The 16,445-nt window shown below is 56.4% G+C and carries 12 protein-coding genes and 3 tRNA genes; 2 read left to right on the forward strand and 13 right to left on the reverse strand.

What is annotated here, in order from left to right; all coding sequences use genetic code 11:
• Positions 1 to 21 precede the first annotated feature (21 nt).
• From lon to ACWKV9_RS11030, 7 genes are all read right to left on the reverse strand, one after another.
• A complete protein-coding gene (gene lon, locus ACWKV9_RS11000) occupies positions 22 to 2,418 on the reverse strand; it encodes an endopeptidase La (protein ID WP_483836142.1) in 2,397 nt (798 codons plus the stop codon).
• A 178-nt stretch (positions 2,419 to 2,596) separates the two neighbouring features.
• Positions 2,597 to 3,880, reverse strand: coding sequence for an ATP-dependent Clp protease ATP-binding subunit ClpX (gene clpX / locus ACWKV9_RS11005; RefSeq protein ID WP_268797143.1), 1,284 nt, complete (start codon positions 3,878 to 3,880; stop codon positions 2,597 to 2,599).
• A gap of 114 nt (positions 3,881 to 3,994) precedes the next feature.
• Positions 3,995 to 4,636 carry an ATP-dependent Clp endopeptidase proteolytic subunit ClpP gene (clpP, locus tag ACWKV9_RS11010; RefSeq protein ID WP_268797144.1) on the reverse strand — a complete coding sequence of 214 codons (642 nt, stop codon included), beginning with the start codon at positions 4,634 to 4,636 and terminating at the stop codon, positions 3,995 to 3,997.
• Between the two features lie 90 nt (positions 4,637 to 4,726).
• Positions 4,727 to 6,037 (reverse strand): trigger factor, encoded by a 1,311-nt coding sequence (tig, locus tag ACWKV9_RS11015; protein ID WP_483836143.1) that lies wholly within the window; start codon positions 6,035 to 6,037, stop codon positions 4,727 to 4,729.
• A gap of 373 nt (positions 6,038 to 6,410) precedes the next feature.
• Positions 6,411 to 6,495: transfer RNA gene (locus ACWKV9_RS11020), tRNA-Leu, on the reverse strand.
• A gap of 57 nt (positions 6,496 to 6,552) precedes the next feature.
• A tRNA-His gene (locus ACWKV9_RS11025) sits at positions 6,553 to 6,628 on the reverse strand.
• 61 nt (positions 6,629 to 6,689) lie between these two features.
• Positions 6,690 to 6,766: transfer RNA gene (locus tag ACWKV9_RS11030), tRNA-Arg, on the reverse strand.
• 307 nt (positions 6,767 to 7,073) lie between these two features.
• On the opposite strand from ACWKV9_RS11030, the gene folD reads away from it, so the two are divergent.
• Entirely contained in the window at positions 7,074 to 7,928 is an 855-nt protein-coding gene (gene folD, locus ACWKV9_RS11035; protein WP_483836144.1) for a bifunctional methylenetetrahydrofolate dehydrogenase/methenyltetrahydrofolate cyclohydrolase FolD, read from the forward strand.
• 182 nt (positions 7,929 to 8,110) lie between these two features.
• Here the strand turns inward: folD and ACWKV9_RS11040 are convergent, their stop codons facing one another.
• From ACWKV9_RS11040 to ACWKV9_RS11065, 6 genes are all read right to left on the reverse strand, one after another.
• Positions 8,111 to 9,880, reverse strand: a complete 1,770-nt coding sequence (locus ACWKV9_RS11040) for an ABC transporter substrate-binding protein (protein WP_483836145.1) — start codon at positions 9,878 to 9,880, stop codon at positions 8,111 to 8,113.
• Between the two features lie 173 nt (positions 9,881 to 10,053).
• Positions 10,054 to 10,326, reverse strand: a complete 273-nt coding sequence (locus tag ACWKV9_RS11045) for a DUF2160 domain-containing protein (protein WP_483836146.1) — start codon at positions 10,324 to 10,326, stop codon at positions 10,054 to 10,056.
• A gap of 12 nt (positions 10,327 to 10,338) precedes the next feature.
• Positions 10,339 to 11,157 (reverse strand): carbohydrate ABC transporter permease, encoded by an 819-nt coding sequence (locus ACWKV9_RS11050; protein ID WP_483836147.1) that lies wholly within the window; start codon positions 11,155 to 11,157, stop codon positions 10,339 to 10,341.
• A 10-nt stretch (positions 11,158 to 11,167) separates the two neighbouring features.
• Entirely contained in the window at positions 11,168 to 12,034 is an 867-nt protein-coding gene (locus ACWKV9_RS11055) for a carbohydrate ABC transporter permease (protein WP_483836148.1), read from the reverse strand.
• Positions 12,027 to 13,145, reverse strand: coding sequence for an ABC transporter ATP-binding protein (locus ACWKV9_RS11060; protein ID WP_483836149.1), 1,119 nt, complete (start codon positions 13,143 to 13,145; stop codon positions 12,027 to 12,029). Before ACWKV9_RS11060 ends, ACWKV9_RS11055 begins: the two co-directional genes overlap by 8 nt.
• Complete coding sequence (locus ACWKV9_RS11065; RefSeq protein WP_483836150.1) at positions 13,145 to 14,239, reverse strand: ABC transporter ATP-binding protein; 1,095 nt, start codon at positions 14,237 to 14,239, stop codon at positions 13,145 to 13,147. The genes ACWKV9_RS11060 and ACWKV9_RS11065 overlap by 1 nt, the downstream gene beginning before the upstream one ends.
• A 336-nt stretch (positions 14,240 to 14,575) precedes the next feature.
• Between ACWKV9_RS11065 and ACWKV9_RS11070 the strand changes: the two genes are divergently transcribed.
• Entirely contained in the window at positions 14,576 to 16,426 is a 1,851-nt protein-coding gene (locus ACWKV9_RS11070) for a sigma-54-dependent Fis family transcriptional regulator (RefSeq protein WP_483836151.1), read from the forward strand.
• The last annotated feature ends 19 nt before the right edge of the window (positions 16,427 to 16,445 follow it).

Below are 16,445 nucleotides of genomic sequence, written 5' to 3' on the forward strand. Positions count from 1 at the left end.
CTGTCAAGGAAGCCCCTCAGACTAATGCGTGCTAATTCTTTCCTTAGAGTCAGACTCGCGCTTTTCATCCTTTGCAACCATCTCCGGAGCCACATCCGGCAAGGGCTCCGGCGCGTATTGCAGCGCAATTTGCAGGACTTCGTCAATCCATTTAACCGGCTTGATTTGCAGATCCTGTTTGATGTTGTCAGGAATCTCTTTCAGATCACGCACGTTTTCTTCTGGAATGATGACCGTCTTGATTCCGCCACGGTGTGCTGCCAGCAGCTTTTCCTTCAGCCCGCCGATCGCCAGAACCTGCCCGCGAAGGGTGATTTCTCCGGTCATTGCCACGTCCGCGCGCACGGGTATCTGTGTCAGCGCTGAAACCAGTGCCGTGCACATGCCTACGCCTGCGCTAGGGCCATCTTTAGGCGTTGCCCCTTCCGGCATATGGATATGGGTGTCGCGCTTCTCGTGGAAGTCCACGGGGATGCCGAGACTTTTAGCGCGACTGCGCACAACGGTCAGTGCAGCGGTGATCGATTCGACCATCACGTCACCCAGGGAACCAGTCTTGATCAGCTGACCTTTGCCCGGTACCACAGCGGCTTCGATGGTCAGCAATTCGCCGCCCACTTGAGTCCATGCAAGACCGGTAACCTGACCGATCTGGTCCTGTTGCTCGGCCAATCCGTAGCGGAATTTGCGAACACCGAGGAAGTTTTCCAGCATTTCGGCGGTCACCTTCACCGAAAAACGCTTCTCATGAGCATGTTCCTTGACTGCCTTGCGGCAGACTTTGGCGATCTGGCGCTCAAGACTACGGACACCGGCTTCGCGGGTGTAGTACCGGATAATGTCGCGAATGGCCTCAGCGTCGAACTCAATCTCGCCCTTCTTCAAGCCATTGGCAGCGATCTGCTTTGGCGAAAGATATTTGGTGGCGATGTTGATCTTTTCGTCTTCGGTGTATCCAGGCAGGCGGATGACTTCCATACGGTCGAGCAACGCGGCCGGAATATTCATGGAGTTCGCAGTGCACAGGAACATCACGTCCGAAAGGTCGTAATCGACTTCCAGATAGTGATCGTTGAAGTTGTGGTTCTGCTCAGGATCGAGCACTTCGAGCAATGCCGAGGCTGGATCGCCACGCATGTCGCTGCCCATTTTGTCGATTTCGTCTAGCAGGAACAGCGGATTGCGTACGCCAACCTTGGTCATCTTCTGAATCAAACGACCCGGCATCGAACCTATATAGGTGCGACGGTGACCGCGGATTTCTGCCTCGTCACGCACGCCGCCCAAGGCCATCCGAACAAATTTGCGGTTGGTGGCGTGAGCGATGGATTCAGCCAGCGAGGTTTTACCCACGCCAGGCGGACCGACCAGGCACAGCACAGGGCCGCGAATCTTCTTCACGCGCTTTTGCACGGCGAGGTATTCAAGGATGCGCTCTTTGACTTCGTCCAGACCGTAGTGGTCTGCGTCGAGAATGTCTTCAGCGCGCGCCAGATCAAGACGGACCTTACTCTGCGCTTTCCATGGCACCTGAACCAGCCAGTCGATGTAGGAACGCACGACCGTGGCTTCGGCAGACATCGGCGACATTTGCTTGAGCTTGTTCAGCTCGGCCGTCGCTTTGGTCAACGCGTCTTTGGGCAGGCCAGCGGCATCGATACGCTTTTTCAGCTCTTCGATTTCGTTGTGGCCCTCGTCGCTGTCGCCGAGTTCTTTCTGAATGGCCTTCATCTGCTCATTCAGGTAGTACTCGCGCTGACTGCGCTCCATTTGTTTCTTCACGCGGCCACGTATGCGCTTCTCGACCTGCAGCAGGTCGATCTCGGCATCCAGCAAGGCGAGCACGTGCTCGACCCGGCCGGACAGGTCAATGATCTCGAGGATGTCCTGCTTCTGTTCGATTTTCAGCGCCATGTGCGCTGCCATGGTATCGACCAGACGGCCTGGCTCATCAATGCTGTTGAGCGAGGAAAGGACTTCAGCCGGGACCTTTTTGCCCAGCTGCACATACTGTTCGAACTGCGCCAGCAGGCTGCGCACGAACACTTCAGATTCACGGTCAGGCGCGTCGACTTCGTCGATCAACGCAACTTCGGCACGGCAGTGCCCATCGACTTCGATGAAACGCTCGACAGAACCACGCTGCTCACCTTCCACCAGCACCTTGACGGTGCCATCAGGCAGCTTCAGCAGCTGCAACACGGTTGCAACAGTGCCCACGCTATAAAGAGCGTCTTCACCAGGATCATCGTCTGCTGGGTTTCTTTGCGCGAGCAGGAGGATTTGCTTGTCGCCGGTCATCGCGGCTTCAAGGGCCTCGATCGACTTCTCGCGCCCCACGAACAGTGGGATAACCATATGCGGATAAACCACAACATCGCGCAATGGCAAAAGAGGCAATTCAATGGTCGTCTTCATGATTTCGCCTCTACGGCGGCCGTAAGGCCATGGACAGATAGATATGAGCTGAAAATCAAGATGGGGGTAGATACCTAAAAAAACAAGCGCGGGTTTGACGAAATGCAAAACCGCTTCAAATGCAAAAGGGGCCCGAAGGCCCCTTTGCGTATTACATCACTTGCACCATGACGCCGACTTACGCGTCAGGCGCCACTTTGGCAGGTGGCTCACTGTTTTCGTAGATCAACAGCGGCTTGGACGTTCCTTCGATGACGCTTTCGTCGATCACCACTTTGCTCACGTCAGACTGCGACGGGATTTCATACATGGTGTCGAGCAACACGCCTTCAAGGATGGAGCGCAGACCACGGGCACCAGTCTTGCGCTCAAGCGCACGACGAGCTACCGATTTCAGCGCATCCGGACGGAACTCAAGGTCCACGCCTTCCATTTCGAACAGCTTGCCGTATTGTTTGGTCAGCGCGTTCTTGGGCTCGGTAAGAATCTGCATCAACGCAGCTTCGTCCAGCTCGTCCAGCGTTGCCAGTACTGGCAGACGGCCAACGAATTCCGGGATCAGACCGAACTTGACCAGATCGTCAGGCTCAACTTCACGCAGGGACTCACCCACCTTCTTGCCTTCTTCCTTGCTGCGCACTTCCGCGTTAAAACCAATACCGCCACGGGTAGAACGCGCCTGGATGACTTTTTCAAGGCCAGAGAACGCACCGCCGCAGATGAACAGGATGTTACGCGTGTCCACTTGCAGGAATTCCTGCTGTGGGTGCTTACGGCCGCCTTGGGGCGGAACGGAAGCCACAGTGCCCTCGATCAGTTTCAGCAAGGCTTGTTGCACGCCCTCACCAGATACGTCACGAGTGATCGAAGGGTTGTCAGACTTACGCGAAATCTTGTCGATTTCATCGATATAGACAATACCCATCTGGGCCTTCTCTACGTCGTAATCGCACTTCTGCAACAACTTCTGGATGATGTTTTCCACGTCCTCACCCACGTAACCGGCTTCGGTCAGGGTGGTGGCGTCGGCGATGGTGAACGGAACATTGAGCAAACGAGCCAGCGTTTCCGCCAGCAGGGTCTTGCCGGAGCCCGTCGGGCCGATCAGCAGGATGTTGCTCTTGCCCAACTCAACGTCGTCGTTTTTCTTGTCGCGCTGGTTCAAACGCTTGTAGTGGTTATACACCGCTACCGCGAGAACCTTTTTGGCACGTTCCTGACCGATTACATATTGGTCAAGGATGCCGCTGATTTCTTTAGGCGATGGTAATTTATGGGCGCTGCTTTCTGCCTGGGCTTCTTGCACCTCCTCGCGGATGATGTCGTTGCACAGGTCGACGCACTCGTCACAGATAAATACCGAGGGGCCGGCAATCAACTTGCGTACTTCATGCTGGCTTTTGCCGCAGAAGGAGCAGTAAAGCAGTTTGCCGTTATCCTCGCCGTTGCGGGTGTCAGTCATTCGATCGATCCAATCCGGTAGGCTTGCAACACAAGATGAAGGCAATTGCGGGCTTTTTCAAGTCCGCAGGTGGCACGGATGTCCGGCCACCTGGGATTACTGCCTATCTAGCAGTCATTTGACCATTTGGCGTTTGTCGAGAACCGAATCCACCAGACCGTATTCAGCAGCGCGTTCGGCGCTCATGAAATTGTCGCGGTTGGTATCTTTCTCGATGGTTTCCAGCGACTGACCGGTGTGGTGAGCCAGCAGTTCATTCAGACGCTGACGAATGAACAGGATCTCTTTGGCATGGATGTCGATATCCGAAGCCTGACCCTGGAAGCCGCCCAGTGGCTGGTGAATCATGACGCGCGAATTCGGCAGTGCGAAACGCTTGCCGTGTGCGCCACCGGCCAACAGGAACGCGCCCATGCTGCAGGCCTGGCCCATGCATGTGGTCGACACGTCTGGCTTGATGAACTGCATGGTGTCGTAAATCGCCATACCTGCAGTCACCGAACCGCCTGGTGAGTTGATGTAAAGATGGATGTCCTTGTCCGGGTTTTCCGCTTCAAGGAACAGCAGTTGCGCCGAGATCAGGTTGGCCATGTAGTCTTCTACTGGACCGACCAGAAAGATCACTCGCTCCTTGAGCAGGCGCGAGTAGATGTCATAGGCGCGCTCGCCACGGGCGGACTGCTCGATAACCATCGGGACCAGGCCGCCTGCGGCCTGGATGTCAGAGTTCTGCTGAATATAAGAATTGCGGGACATGTCCGGCATTCACTCCCAAATAGTCATGTCTTGAATACGCATAAGCCAGCGCGAAGGCTGGCTTATGGTGTTTTCGAACGAGAGGAGAAATCAGTCGGCTTGTGGAGCTTCTACCGGCTTGACAGCTTCTTCGTACGAGACCGCTTTATCGGTCACGCTCGCTTTCTGCAAAACAGTATCCACAACTTGCTCTTCCAGCACAACCGAACGCACTTCGTTCATTTGCTGTTCGTTCTTGTAGTACCAGGACACAACCTGCTCTGGCTCCTGGTAAGCAGAAGCCATTTCCTTGATCAGCTCGCGAACGCGATCTTCATCAGGCTTGAGGTCGAACTGCTTGACCACTTCAGCAACGATCAGACCCAGCTCGACACGACGCTTGGCTTGCTCTTCGAACAGCTCTGCCGGCAGTTGGTCTGGCTTGATGTTGCCGCCAAACTGTTGAACGGCCTGAACACGCAGACGGTTCACTTCGTTTTCCAGCAGTGCTTTTGGCACTTCGATCGGGTTGGCGGCCAGCAAGCCGTCCATTACCTGATTCTTGACCTTGGATTTGATCGCCTGACGCAGCTCGCGCTCCATGTTCTTGCGAACTTCGGTGCGGAAGCCTTCGATACCGGTTTCCTTGATGCCGAACTGATTGAAGAACGCTTCGTTCAACTCAGGCAGCTTCGGCTCGGAAACGGTGTTGACGGTCACATCGAACTCAACCGGCTTGCCGGCCAGTTCCAGGTTCTGATAATCCTCTGGGAACGTCAGGGTCAGAACACGCTTTTCGCCAGCTTTGGCGCCAACCAGAGCGTCTTCAAAACCAGGGATCATGCGAGCCGAGCCCAGTACCAGCTGAGTGCCGGTAGCGGAACCGCCAGCGAACTCTTCGCCGTCGATCTTGCCCACGAAATCGATGTTCAGTTGATCTTCGTTCTGAGCAGCGCGATCGGTCTCTTCAAAACGAACATTCTGCTTGCGCAGGATTTCCAGCATGTTGTCCAGGTCGCTGTCGGCCACATCGGCGGACAGACGCTCAACGGCAACAGATTCGAAACCGGCAACGGTGAACTCAGGGAATACTTCGAAAGTAGCGACGTATTCCAGGTCCTTGCCTTTTTCAAAGGATTTTGGCTCCACAGAAGGAGCACCTGCCGGGTTCAGCTTTTGCTCTACAACGGCTTCGTAGAAGGTCGCCTGGATCAGGTCGCCCAATGCGTCTTGACGAGCACCGTCTTCGTAACGCTGGCGGATCACGCTCATAGGCACTTTGCCTGGGCGGAAGCCCGGGATCTTGGCTTTACGTGCGGTCTGCTGCAGACGCTTGTTGACTTCGGTCTCGATGCGCTCAGCTGGCACGCCAATGGTCATGCGGCGCTCAAGAGTAGAAGTATTTTCAACAGAAACTTGCATGGATATTCCTCGTTGCACAGACGTTAGCCGGCCGTTTCCGACCCCAGAATCAAGGGCAAGCATTCTAGTGGGTCAAACTCAAGAAGTCACCCTACTGAATGAGGGTAAATAAAGTGGAACGAATCAAGGGATGCGCCGCGTGCACCAATGGCTGGCGCGAGCGCTCTGGGACAGGCCTGATCCGCCCCTATATAAAGGAAGCGAAGCATGACCGAATATCGATCCAGTCCCTGGAAACAGTCCAGACAACCCTGCAACTGATTCAAACGTCGGGGTTGCTGCATCATGAAACCAATACGCTGAAACAAAAAAAGCCGCACTAGGCGGCTTTTCTATTCCCTGAGAACGCCAAGGCAGTTCTCAAGGTTTTTACTGGTGCGGACGGAGAGACTCGAACTCTCACACCTTGCGGCGCTGGAACCTAAATCCAGTGTGTCTACCAATTCCACCACATCCGCGTTTGAAGCTGTTAAAGCAAAGGCGCCAGATTATGAGTCTGGCGCCTCCTTCAAATATGGGGTGGACGAAGGGGATCGAACCCTCGACAACGGGAGTCACAATCCCGTGCTCTACCAACTGAGCTACGCCCACCATATTGCGTTGTAACCGACGCATTCAAACTGAATGCTACTTGTGCCAAAGCTGCCGTTAATGGCGCACCCGGCAGGACTCGAACCTGCGACCATCCGCTTAGAAGGCGGATGCTCTATCCAGCTGAGCTACGGGCACTTATATAATTTGTATTCTTTCGACTACAAACCAAGCGCTTCAATCAAGCTGAGCCGATCTAAACCGTACCCGACCCAATCAACCTACCGACCTCGCCAGCCATTTCTGGCTACTCAGTGCTAGGCTGTGCCCGACAAGTGCGACGAATCTTATAGACGGTCTAAAAGGTCGTCAACTCTTTTTTCTAAAAAATTCAGTTAATTAAAGGGGTTAGGGGATTATGCAGACCAACCGCCTTTGCCCTTGGGCGATGTCATGCGAGAATGCGCGCTCTTTTTTCCTCCCTTCCGATGGTTAATCACGCGTAATGACTGCAAAACTAATAGACGGCAAAGCGATCGCAGCCAACCTGCGCCAGCAGATCGCCAAACGTGTCGCCGAGCGTCACGAGCAGGGCCTGCGCACGCCGGGCCTGGCGGTGATACTGGTCGGCAGCGACCCCGCCTCTCAGGTTTACGTCTCACATAAACGCAAAGACTGTGAAGAGGTCGGGTTCATTTCCCAGGCCTATGACCTGCCCAGCGAAACCACCCAGACCCAGTTGACTGACCTCATCGATCGCCTGAACGACGACGCGGCCATCGACGGCATTCTGCTGCAACTACCGCTGCCAGAGCATCTGGACGCCTCCAGCCTGCTGGAGCGCATCCGCCCGGACAAAGACGTAGACGGTTTCCATCCTTATAACGTCGGCCGTCTGGCCCAGCGTATTCCGCTGCTTCGTCCTTGCACCCCCAAAGGCATCATGACCCTGCTGGAAAGCACCGGCGTCGATCTCTACGGCAAGGATGCAGTGGTGGTGGGCGCCTCCAATATCGTCGGCCGTCCGATGGCGATGGAATTGTTGCTCGCCGGTTGCACCGTGACCGTGACCCACCGCTTCACTCAGGATCTGGCAGGCCATGTCGGTCGCGCCGATCTGGTGGTGGTTGCTGCCGGCAAGCCCGGGCTGGTCAAGGGTGAATGGATCAAGCCGGGCGCCATCGTCATTGACGTCGGTATCAACCGTCAGGAAGACGGCAAGCTGGTGGGTGACGTGGTCTACGAGACCGCCCTGCCCCGCGCTGGCTGGATCACGCCCGTGCCAGGCGGTGTTGGCCCCATGACCCGCGCCTGCCTGCTGGAAAACACGCTGTACGCCGCCGAGACGCTGCACGGCTGATCAGCTATACCGACCGATCAGGCAAATAAAAACGGCACCCTAGGGTGCCGTTTTTTTATATCTTCCATCAGCGCTTCTGTAGGAGCCAACTTGTTGGCGAGGGGCGACACCAGATGTTCCAGTTATGCCGCCTCGCGAATAAATTCGCTCCTACAGAGCACCGCGTCAGGCGATTTCAGAACTTACTTCTTGGCCGCTTCCCAGCTTTTCAGCAGTTCGCTATAGCTGATGGTTTCGCCCTTCGGCTTCTCGTTCGCCAGTTTGCGTTGTGGCGCGAGGAACTTGCCGCCGCTGGCTTCCGCTTTTTTGTACCACTCTTCAGCCGAGGTTTCCGGGTTCATCTTCGGTGCGCAATTGCTCGCGTCCTGAACCTTGGAGCGCTCGATACGGGTCATGATCGCGTCCTGATCTTTGGCCAGACCGTCGAGGGCCGCTTGCGCGGTTTTCTCGCCAGTAACAGCTTCGGCCACATGGCTCCACCACAGCTGAGCCAGCTTCGGATAATCCGGAACGTTGGTGCCGGTTGGCGACCATTGAACACGGGCCGGGCTGCGATAGAACTCCACCAGACCACCGAGTTTCGGCGCCAGTGCGGTCATCTCTTTGGAGTTGATGTCCGACTCACGAATCGGCGTCAGGCCAACGATGGTTTTCTTCAGCGATACGGTTTTCGAGGTCACGAACTGCGCGTACAGCCAAGCCGCCAGACGTTGCTTTTCAGGCGTCGCCTTGAGGAAAGTCCACGAACCCACGTCCTGATAACCGAGCTTCATGCCCTCTTTCCAGTACGGACCTTTAGGCGACGGCGCCATCCGCCATTTTGGCGTGCCATCGGCATTCATGACTGGCAGACCAGGCTTGGTCATGTCGGCGGTAAATGCGGTGTACCAGAATATCTGTTGCGCAACGTTGCCTTGGGACGGCACAGGGCCAGACTCGGAGAACGTCATGCCCGCCGCTTCAGGTGGCGCGTAAGCCTTGAGCCAGTCGATGTATTTCTGGGTTGCGAACACAGCCGCCGGGCCGTTGGTATCGCCGCCTCGGGTGATGCTCGAACCGACCGGGTGGCAATCCTCTACGCGAATACCCCACTCGTCCACCGGCAAGCCGTTTGGCAAGCCCTTGTCGCCACTGCCGGCCATGGAGAACCAGGCATCGGTGAAGCGCCAGCCCAGGGACGGGTCTTTTTTGCCGTAGTCCATGTGGCCATAGACTTTCTTGCCGTCGATTTCCTTGACGTCTTCGCTGAAGAACTTGGCAATGTCTTCATAGGCAGACCAGTTGACCGGGACGCCCAGCTCGTAACCGTACTTGGCCTTGAACTTCTCTTTCAGGTCAGCGCGATCAAACCAGTCGGCGCGGAACCAGTACAGGTTGGCGAACTGTTGGTCAGGCAGCTGGTAGAGCTTGCCGTCTGGCGCGGTGGTGAACGAGGTGCCGATGAAGTCCTTGATGTCCAGCGTTGGCGAGGTGAAGTTCTTGCCTTCATTGGCCATCAGATCGGTGAGTGATTCAGCTTTGCCGTAACGGAAGTGCGTACCGATCAGGTCCGAGTCGTTGACCCAGCCGTCATAGATGCTTTTATCGGACTGCATGGCCGTCTGCAGCTTCTCGATGACATCACCTTCCTGCAGCAGGTCGTGGGTCAGCTCGATGCCGGTGATCTCAGTGAACGCCTTGGCGAGGGTCTTGGATTCGTACTCATGGGTGGTCAGGGTTTCCGACACCACCTTGATTTTCATGCCGCGAAACGGTTCGGCGGCCTTGATGAACCACTTCAACTCTTCCAGTTGCTGCTCTGCGGTGAGCGTGGAAGGCTTGAACTCGCTGCCGACCCATTTCTTCGCTGCGTCTTCGTACTGATCCGCCCACGCCGACACGCTCAAGCCGGTGAGTGTCAGCATGGTTGCCAACGTCACGCTATGTCGCAGCTTGTTTTTCTTATTGAACATAGACACCTCCAGTGTTTTTTCTTATGTAGTCCCGCTTTCCAATCTGTAGCACGACTTGTAGGAGCGCGCTTGACCGCGAAGGCAGAGTGTCAGTCGGCAAACCATTCGCAGACAGACCGCAATCGCGGGCAAGCGCGCTCCTACAATTGAGTGGCGCCCTTACGACTCAATCTTCAACCCCAACGCATGACCACCAACAGCCACACCAGGGAAATCCCTGACGCGACCCAGATGCTCCAGTCGGTCGCGCCAATGACCAGCAAATGCAGGTAGGCGCTGCCGAGTAGTCCGATAAACAACCGATCACCACGGGTGGTGGAAATCGGCAAGAAACCTCGCCGCTCAATACTCGCCGAGCGCAATTCCCAAGCCGTCATGCCGACCAGTATCGCGGCGATGCTGCCAAAGAAAATTGCGGTGGGCAGTGTCCAGGCCATCCATTCCATATCAGCGACTCCTCAGACACGACCAAGAGCAAAGCCCTTGACCACGTGATTGCGAACGAACCAGATCACCAGCATGCCCGGCAGGATGGTCAACACCCCCGCCGCTGCCAGCACCCCCCAATCGATACCCGATGCCGACACCGTTCGGGTCATTACCGCCGCGATGGGCTTGGCGTTGACCGAGGTGAGTGTGCGCGCCAGCAACAGCTCGACCCACGAAAACATGAAGCAGAAGAACGCTGTCACGCCAATACCTGAGCCAATCAACGGAATGAAGATCTTCACGAAAAACTTCGGAAAACTGTAGCCGTCGATGTAAGCCGTTTCGTCGATTTCTTTCGGCACACCGGACATGAAACCTTCGAGAATCCACACCGCCAATGGCACGTTGAACAAGCAATGCGCCAGCGCCACGGCAATATGGGTATCGAACAGCCCGATAGACGAATACAGCTGGAAAAACGGCAGCAGAAACACTGCCGGCGGTGCCATGCGGTTGGTCAGCAGCCAGAAGAACAGGTGCTTGTCACCGAGGAAACGATAGCGTGAAAACGCATAAGCCGCTGGCAACGCCACGCTCAGCGATATCACGGTATTCAGGCACACGTAGTACAGCGAGTTAATGTAGCCGCTGTACCAGCTTTCGTCGGTAAAAATGACCTTGTAGTTGGCTAGCGTGAAGTCCTGCGGAAACAGCGTCAGACCGCCGAGGATTTCGGTATTGGTCTTGAACGACATGTTCACCAGCCAGTAGATCGGCAGCAGCAGGAACACCAGGTAAATCCACAACGGCAGAATCTTTTTCCAGGAACCACTTTCGCGCGTGCTCATCAGCCGCTCCTCAGTTCTTTTCGCCGTGGGTCATGGCGGTGTAGAACACCCACGACACCAACAGAATGATCAGGAAGTACACCAGCGAGAATGCCGCCGCCGGGCCCAGGTCGAATTGACCCAGCGCCATGGTGGTCAGTGTCTGGCTGAGGAAGGTGGTCGAGTTACCCGGCCCGCCGCCGGTGAGCACGAAGGGCTCGGTGTAGATCATGAAGCTGTCCATGAAGCGCAGCATCACCGCGATCAACAGCACGCTCTTCATCTTCGGCAGCTGAATATGACGGAACACCGCCCAGCTCGACGCCCGATCAATGCGCGCCGCCTGGTAATACACATCCGGAATCGCCCGCAGACCGGAATAGGCCAGCAGCGCCACCAGCGAGGTCCAGTGCCAGACGTCGATGATCAGCACCGTCACCCATGCATCCGAGGCATTGGCTGCATAGTTGTAGCTGATGCCCAGCACGTTATTGAGAAACCAGCCCAGCAGGCCGATATCACCACGGCCGAAGATCTGCCAGATGGTGCCGACCACGTTAAACGGGATCAGCAGCGGAATGGTCATGACGATCAGACACAGCGAAGACCAGCGCCCCTTGGTCGGCATGGTAAGGGCGATGGCGATACCCAGCGGGATCTCAATCAGCAGCACACAGGCCGAATAAATGAACTGACGCAGCAGTGAGTCATGCAGACGCGGATCCTGCAGGACTTGCCTGAACCAGTCAGTGCCGACGAAGTAGCGGCTGGACTGGTCGAAAATGTCCTGCACCGAATAGTTGACCACGGTCATCATCGGGATGATGGCGCTGAAAGCCACCAGCAGGAACACTGGCATGACCAACCACCAGGCCTTGTTGTTCTGCACCTTACTCATGGGGCACCTCACTCGCCGGGCTGGCTTCAAGCAGATAGTCGTCGGCATACAGCATCAGCCACTGCCCTGGAAAACTGATCCAGGCCTGGCCCTGTGGCACCGGTTTGTCTTCCGGCACGCGCACTTTGAGCAACTGCCCTGCCAGCTTCAGCGTGATGATCTTGTAAGTACCCAGATCCTCGACGTAGGTCACGTCGGCGCACATTGCGTCGTCGTAAGGACCGTCCCAGAGATGCACGAACTCTGGACGAATGCCGACTTTCAGACTGCTCCACTGGGTCGAAGCCAGGCGCTGCTGCAAACCTTCGGACAGCGGCAAATGAATGTCGCCAAATCCGACACCACCCGGTTGCGGCGTGACCTCAATCAGGTTCATGCCGGGGCTACCGATGAAGTAACCGACAAAGGTGTGCCGGGGCTTCTCGAACAATTCCCGTGGCGTGCCGAACTGCACGATCTGACCGCCGAACATCACCGCAATCTTGTCAGCGAAGGTCGACGCCTCAAGCTGATCGTGGGTGACGTAGACCATGGTGATGTTGAACTGCTCGTGGATCTGCTTGAGCTTGCGCCGCAGTTTCCACTTCAAATGAGGGTCGATCACAGTCAGCGGTTCGTCGAACAGAATCGCCGATACGTCATCGCGCACCAGCCCACGACCCATCGAGACTTTCTGTTTCTCGTCGGCAGTGAGGTTCTTGGCCTTCTTCTTCAGCAGCGGTTGCAGGTCCAGGACATCGGCAATTTCTCCGACTTTGATCTCGATCTTCTTTTCGTCCATGCCCTGATTGCGCAGCGGAAACGCCAGGTTGTCGTACACCGTCATGGTGTCGTAAACCACCGGAAATTGGAAAACCTGAGCGATGTTGCGCTGCTCGGGCGACATCGTATTCACGACTGTCGAATCGAACATCACCTGGCCTTCAGATGGGCTCAGCAGGCCGGAGATGATATTGAGCAGGGTCGATTTCCCACAGCCGGAAGGGCCAAGCAACGCGTACGCGCCGCCCTGTTCCCAGATGTGGCTCATCTCGCGAATCGCATAATCTTCAGGCCCGCTCGGCGTGGCACTGTAGCTATGAGCGAGGTTTTGCAAACGGATCTCAGCCATCAGGCAACCCTCGCCATACGCAGGCCCGGCGCCTGAATCAGGCGGCCCTGCTGATCGAATACGAATAGTTTGTGCGTCGGGATGTACACGCGGATCGACGCGTCAACGTCGTAGGCATGCACGCCCGGCAAGTGCAGCACCAGTGAGAAGTGCTCGTTGCGCACATGAAGAAAGGTTTCCGAACCGCTGATTTCAGCGAGCTCCACAGTCACTGCCAGCTCAAGATCGTCGTCATTGGACGGCACCAGGCTCAGATGGCTGGGACGCACGCCAAAGCGGTAGTCGCCATCACCGATATTGCGCAGATCGACGTTGAGCGGGAAGTGCACGAAATTGGCGAAGCTGACTTCGTTGCCTTCTATGCGGCCTGGCATCAGGTTGATCGGCGGCTCGGAGAACAGCTCGGCGGCCAGCACGGTTTTCGGCTGGTGATACACCTCTGGCGTCCTGCCGCTCTGAATCACCCGGCCTTCATGAAGGATGGTAGTGGTGCCGCCCAGCGCCAGCGCTTCGTTGGGTTCGGTGGTGGCATAAATGGCGATGGTGTGGCGCGCTTCGAACAGCAGGCGCATTTCCTGACGCAGCTCCTCGCGAAGCTTGTAATCCAGGTTGACCAGCGGCTCATCGAACAGGATGAGTTCGGCGTCTTTGACTAATGCGCGAGCCATGGCCGTGCGCTGCTGCTGGCCGCCGGAGAGTTCAAGGGGGTAACGGGTGAGAAATTTTTCGATCCGCAGCATCTTTGCGGTTTCCAGAACCTTGTTCTGGATTTCTTCTTTCGAGACACCGGCCTGGCGCAGCGGCGAGGCGATGTTGTCGAAGACGGTCATGCTCGGGTAGTTGATGAACTGCTGATACACCATCGAAACGTTGCGATGGCGCACCGCAACCTTGGTGACATCTTTGCCATTCATCAGTACTCGGCCGCTGTCCGGCTTGTCCAACCCGGCCATCAGGCGCATCAGGCTGGTTTTGCCTGATAAGGTGCGCCCCAGCAATACGTTGAATGAGCCGGGTTCGAAGCTCAGCGAAGCATCATCGATCCAGATCTGACCGTCGACTGCGCGGCTGACGTGCTCAAGCGTGAGAGACATGGCGTGCCCTTTCTCAGTTCTTATTAGAGTTATGCATTTCAAGTCGCAACGTTCGTCGACCCGCTTGTTGGATAGCGACAATCATGCCAACCGCCGTTCAATTACGCGTCCTGAGCGGTAAGCCCCGCGCTAGAGCCTCCGACGCCTATCACCTGCAATATTGATATTCGTTGATGAACAAAAATGAACAACAAATACTGAACACCTGAACAAAATGAACGTTGACTTTGAACAATCCTGAACAACAATGGGGGTATGTTTCAGGCACCGACGTTCATGCAAGCCGCTGACAAAAAACAAAGCAAAAAAATAAAAAACACGCGCGGACTCATACTCATGGCATTACCTGGCATCTCCAGCAATCACGACACCATCATTCAGGATTCATGGGCACGCTGCCGTGAGTTCGGCCTGGACCATCAATCGCGTCCGGCCTTCGGTCGACTGCCCGAGCAGCAGGTGGCGCAACTGCTGGAACGGCATCAATCGCTGGTGCAGACCACCCACCAGCAGGTGCTGCCTTTCTACGAAAACATCCTTAGTAACTCCAATTGCCTGATCTTGCTCGCCGACCAGCAAGGCCAGGTGCTCAACTCCTGGGGCACCAAGCGTTTTGCCGAGCCCGCGCAAAGCCTTGGATTCATGCCGGGGGCAACGTGGGTTGAGCAAGCCACGGGCACCAATGCCATTGGAACGGCACTGGCCTGCGAACAGGCTGTGCACATCGAACACGATGAGCATTTCCTCAAAGCAAACCGTTTCATGACCGGTTCCGCTGCACCTATTTTCGACGCCAGCCGCCGCATGATCGCCGTGCTCGATGTCTCCAGCGACAGCTTCCTGCCGCCATCCCACACCTTGGGGATGGTGAAGATGATGAGCCAGACCATCGAAAACCGGCTGATCCTTGACCAGTTCCAGCACAGCTACTTTCAGCTCACCTTCAACACTGGCCTGAACAATCTCGACAGTCAGTGGGCCGGGTTACTGGTGTTCGACGAGAGCGGGCAGATCCTCTGCGCCAACCGCCGTGCGGACAATCTGCTGGGCGTCAGTCTGCTGCGGGTCAATATTGAAGACTTGTTCAAGGCGCCGGTTTCCCAATTGCTCGATCAACCGGAAGGTCAGCCGTTCGCGCTTCAAGCGTCGGGGCATAACCGCTTTCATTGCCTGCTGAAAAAGCCCAAAGCGCAGGTCGTTCAGCTGCGCCAAGTGCCAGCAGCGAAAAAACCCCCGATCAGCGAACCCGCATCACTGGCGGCTCTGGGCTTTGGTGACGAGAGAGTGGCCAAAGCCGCGCGCCAGGCGCAGCGATTATTGGAAAAGAACGTTCCGCTGTTGATCCACGGTGAAACCGGCGTTGGCAAAGAGGTGTTCGTTAAAGCCCTGCATCAGGCCAGCTCCCGTGCGCAGCAGCCGCTGATTGCCGTCAACTGCGCGGCGATACCGTCGGAACTGGTGGAAGCCGAGCTGTTTGGTTACGAGAAAGGCGCGTTTACCGGTGCTCACCATAAAGGCAGCATCGGCCTGATTCGCAAAGCGGACAAAGGCACGTTGTTTCTCGACGAAATTGGCGACATGCCGTTGCCGGTTCAGGCGCGGCTGTTGCGGGTTTTGCAGGAGCGCTGCGTGCAGCCGTTGGGTAGCAGTGAACTGTATCCGGTGGACATCCGGGTGATTTCCGCGACCCACTGTTCCCTGCGTGAGCAGGTGCAAAGCGGGCATTTCCGCCAGGATTTGTATTACCGCATCAGCGGTCTGAACCTTGAGCTGCCGCCCTTGCGCGAACGTACCGATAAGGCTGCGTTGGTGCGCAGTATTTGGACGCAACACCGCGAGCCGCAGCAAACGGCCGGCTTCGATGCGCAGGTGATGGCGTTGTTCGAGCGCCACCCCTGGCCGGGGAATTTGCGTCAGTTGAGCAACGTGATTCAGGTGGCACTGGCGCTGGCGGACGACGAGGTCATCTGCGCCGAGCATTTACCGGAAGATTTTTTTGCTGATCTGGAGATGGACAGCGAACCGTCCCGCCCACATGAAGCCCTGAACGCCAAAGCCATCCTGGCCTCGACCGAAGACCTCAATGAGCTGCTGCAAGAAAGCGGAGGGAATATCTCGCACCTGGCCAAGCGGCTGGGGGTTAGCCGGAATACGCTTTATAAGCGGCTGCGCGAGCAGGGGTTTTGATTTGAGATTGGCGGGGCTT

It is taken from the genome of Pseudomonas corni, from assembly GCF_057128765.1.

What these genes read in the sequence shown, in the direction of transcription:
- ACWKV9_RS11060 (WP_483836149.1), bottom strand. Translation starts at nt 13,145, where the DNA reads ATGGCTGAGATCCGTTTGCAAAACCTCGCTCATAGCTACAGTGCCACG.
- clpX (WP_268797143.1), bottom strand. Translation starts at nt 3,880, where the DNA reads ATGACTGACACCCGCAACGGCGAGGATAACGGCAAACTGCTTTACTGC.
- lon (WP_483836142.1), bottom strand. Translation starts at nt 2,418, where the DNA reads ATGAAGACGACCATTGAATTGCCTCTTTTGCCATTGCGCGATGTTGTG.
- tig (WP_483836143.1), bottom strand. Translation starts at nt 6,037, where the DNA reads ATGCAAGTTTCTGTTGAAAATACTTCTACTCTTGAGCGCCGCATGACC.
- ACWKV9_RS11050 (WP_483836147.1), bottom strand. Translation starts at nt 11,157, where the DNA reads ATGAGCACGCGCGAAAGTGGTTCCTGGAAAAAGATTCTGCCGTTGTGG.
- ACWKV9_RS11055 (WP_483836148.1), bottom strand. Translation starts at nt 12,034, where the DNA reads ATGAGTAAGGTGCAGAACAACAAGGCCTGGTGGTTGGTCATGCCAGTG.
- ACWKV9_RS11065 (WP_483836150.1), bottom strand. Translation starts at nt 14,239, where the DNA reads ATGTCTCTCACGCTTGAGCACGTCAGCCGCGCAGTCGACGGTCAGATC.
- clpP (WP_268797144.1), bottom strand. Translation starts at nt 4,636, where the DNA reads ATGTCCCGCAATTCTTATATTCAGCAGAACTCTGACATCCAGGCCGCA.
- ACWKV9_RS11045 (WP_483836146.1), bottom strand. Translation starts at nt 10,326, where the DNA reads ATGGAATGGATGGCCTGGACACTGCCCACCGCAATTTTCTTTGGCAGC.
- ACWKV9_RS11040 (WP_483836145.1), bottom strand. Translation starts at nt 9,880, where the DNA reads ATGTTCAATAAGAAAAACAAGCTGCGACATAGCGTGACGTTGGCAACC.
- folD (WP_483836144.1), top strand. Translation starts at nt 7,074, where the DNA reads ATGACTGCAAAACTAATAGACGGCAAAGCGATCGCAGCCAACCTGCGC.
- ACWKV9_RS11070 (WP_483836151.1), top strand. Translation starts at nt 14,576, where the DNA reads ATGGCATTACCTGGCATCTCCAGCAATCACGACACCATCATTCAGGAT.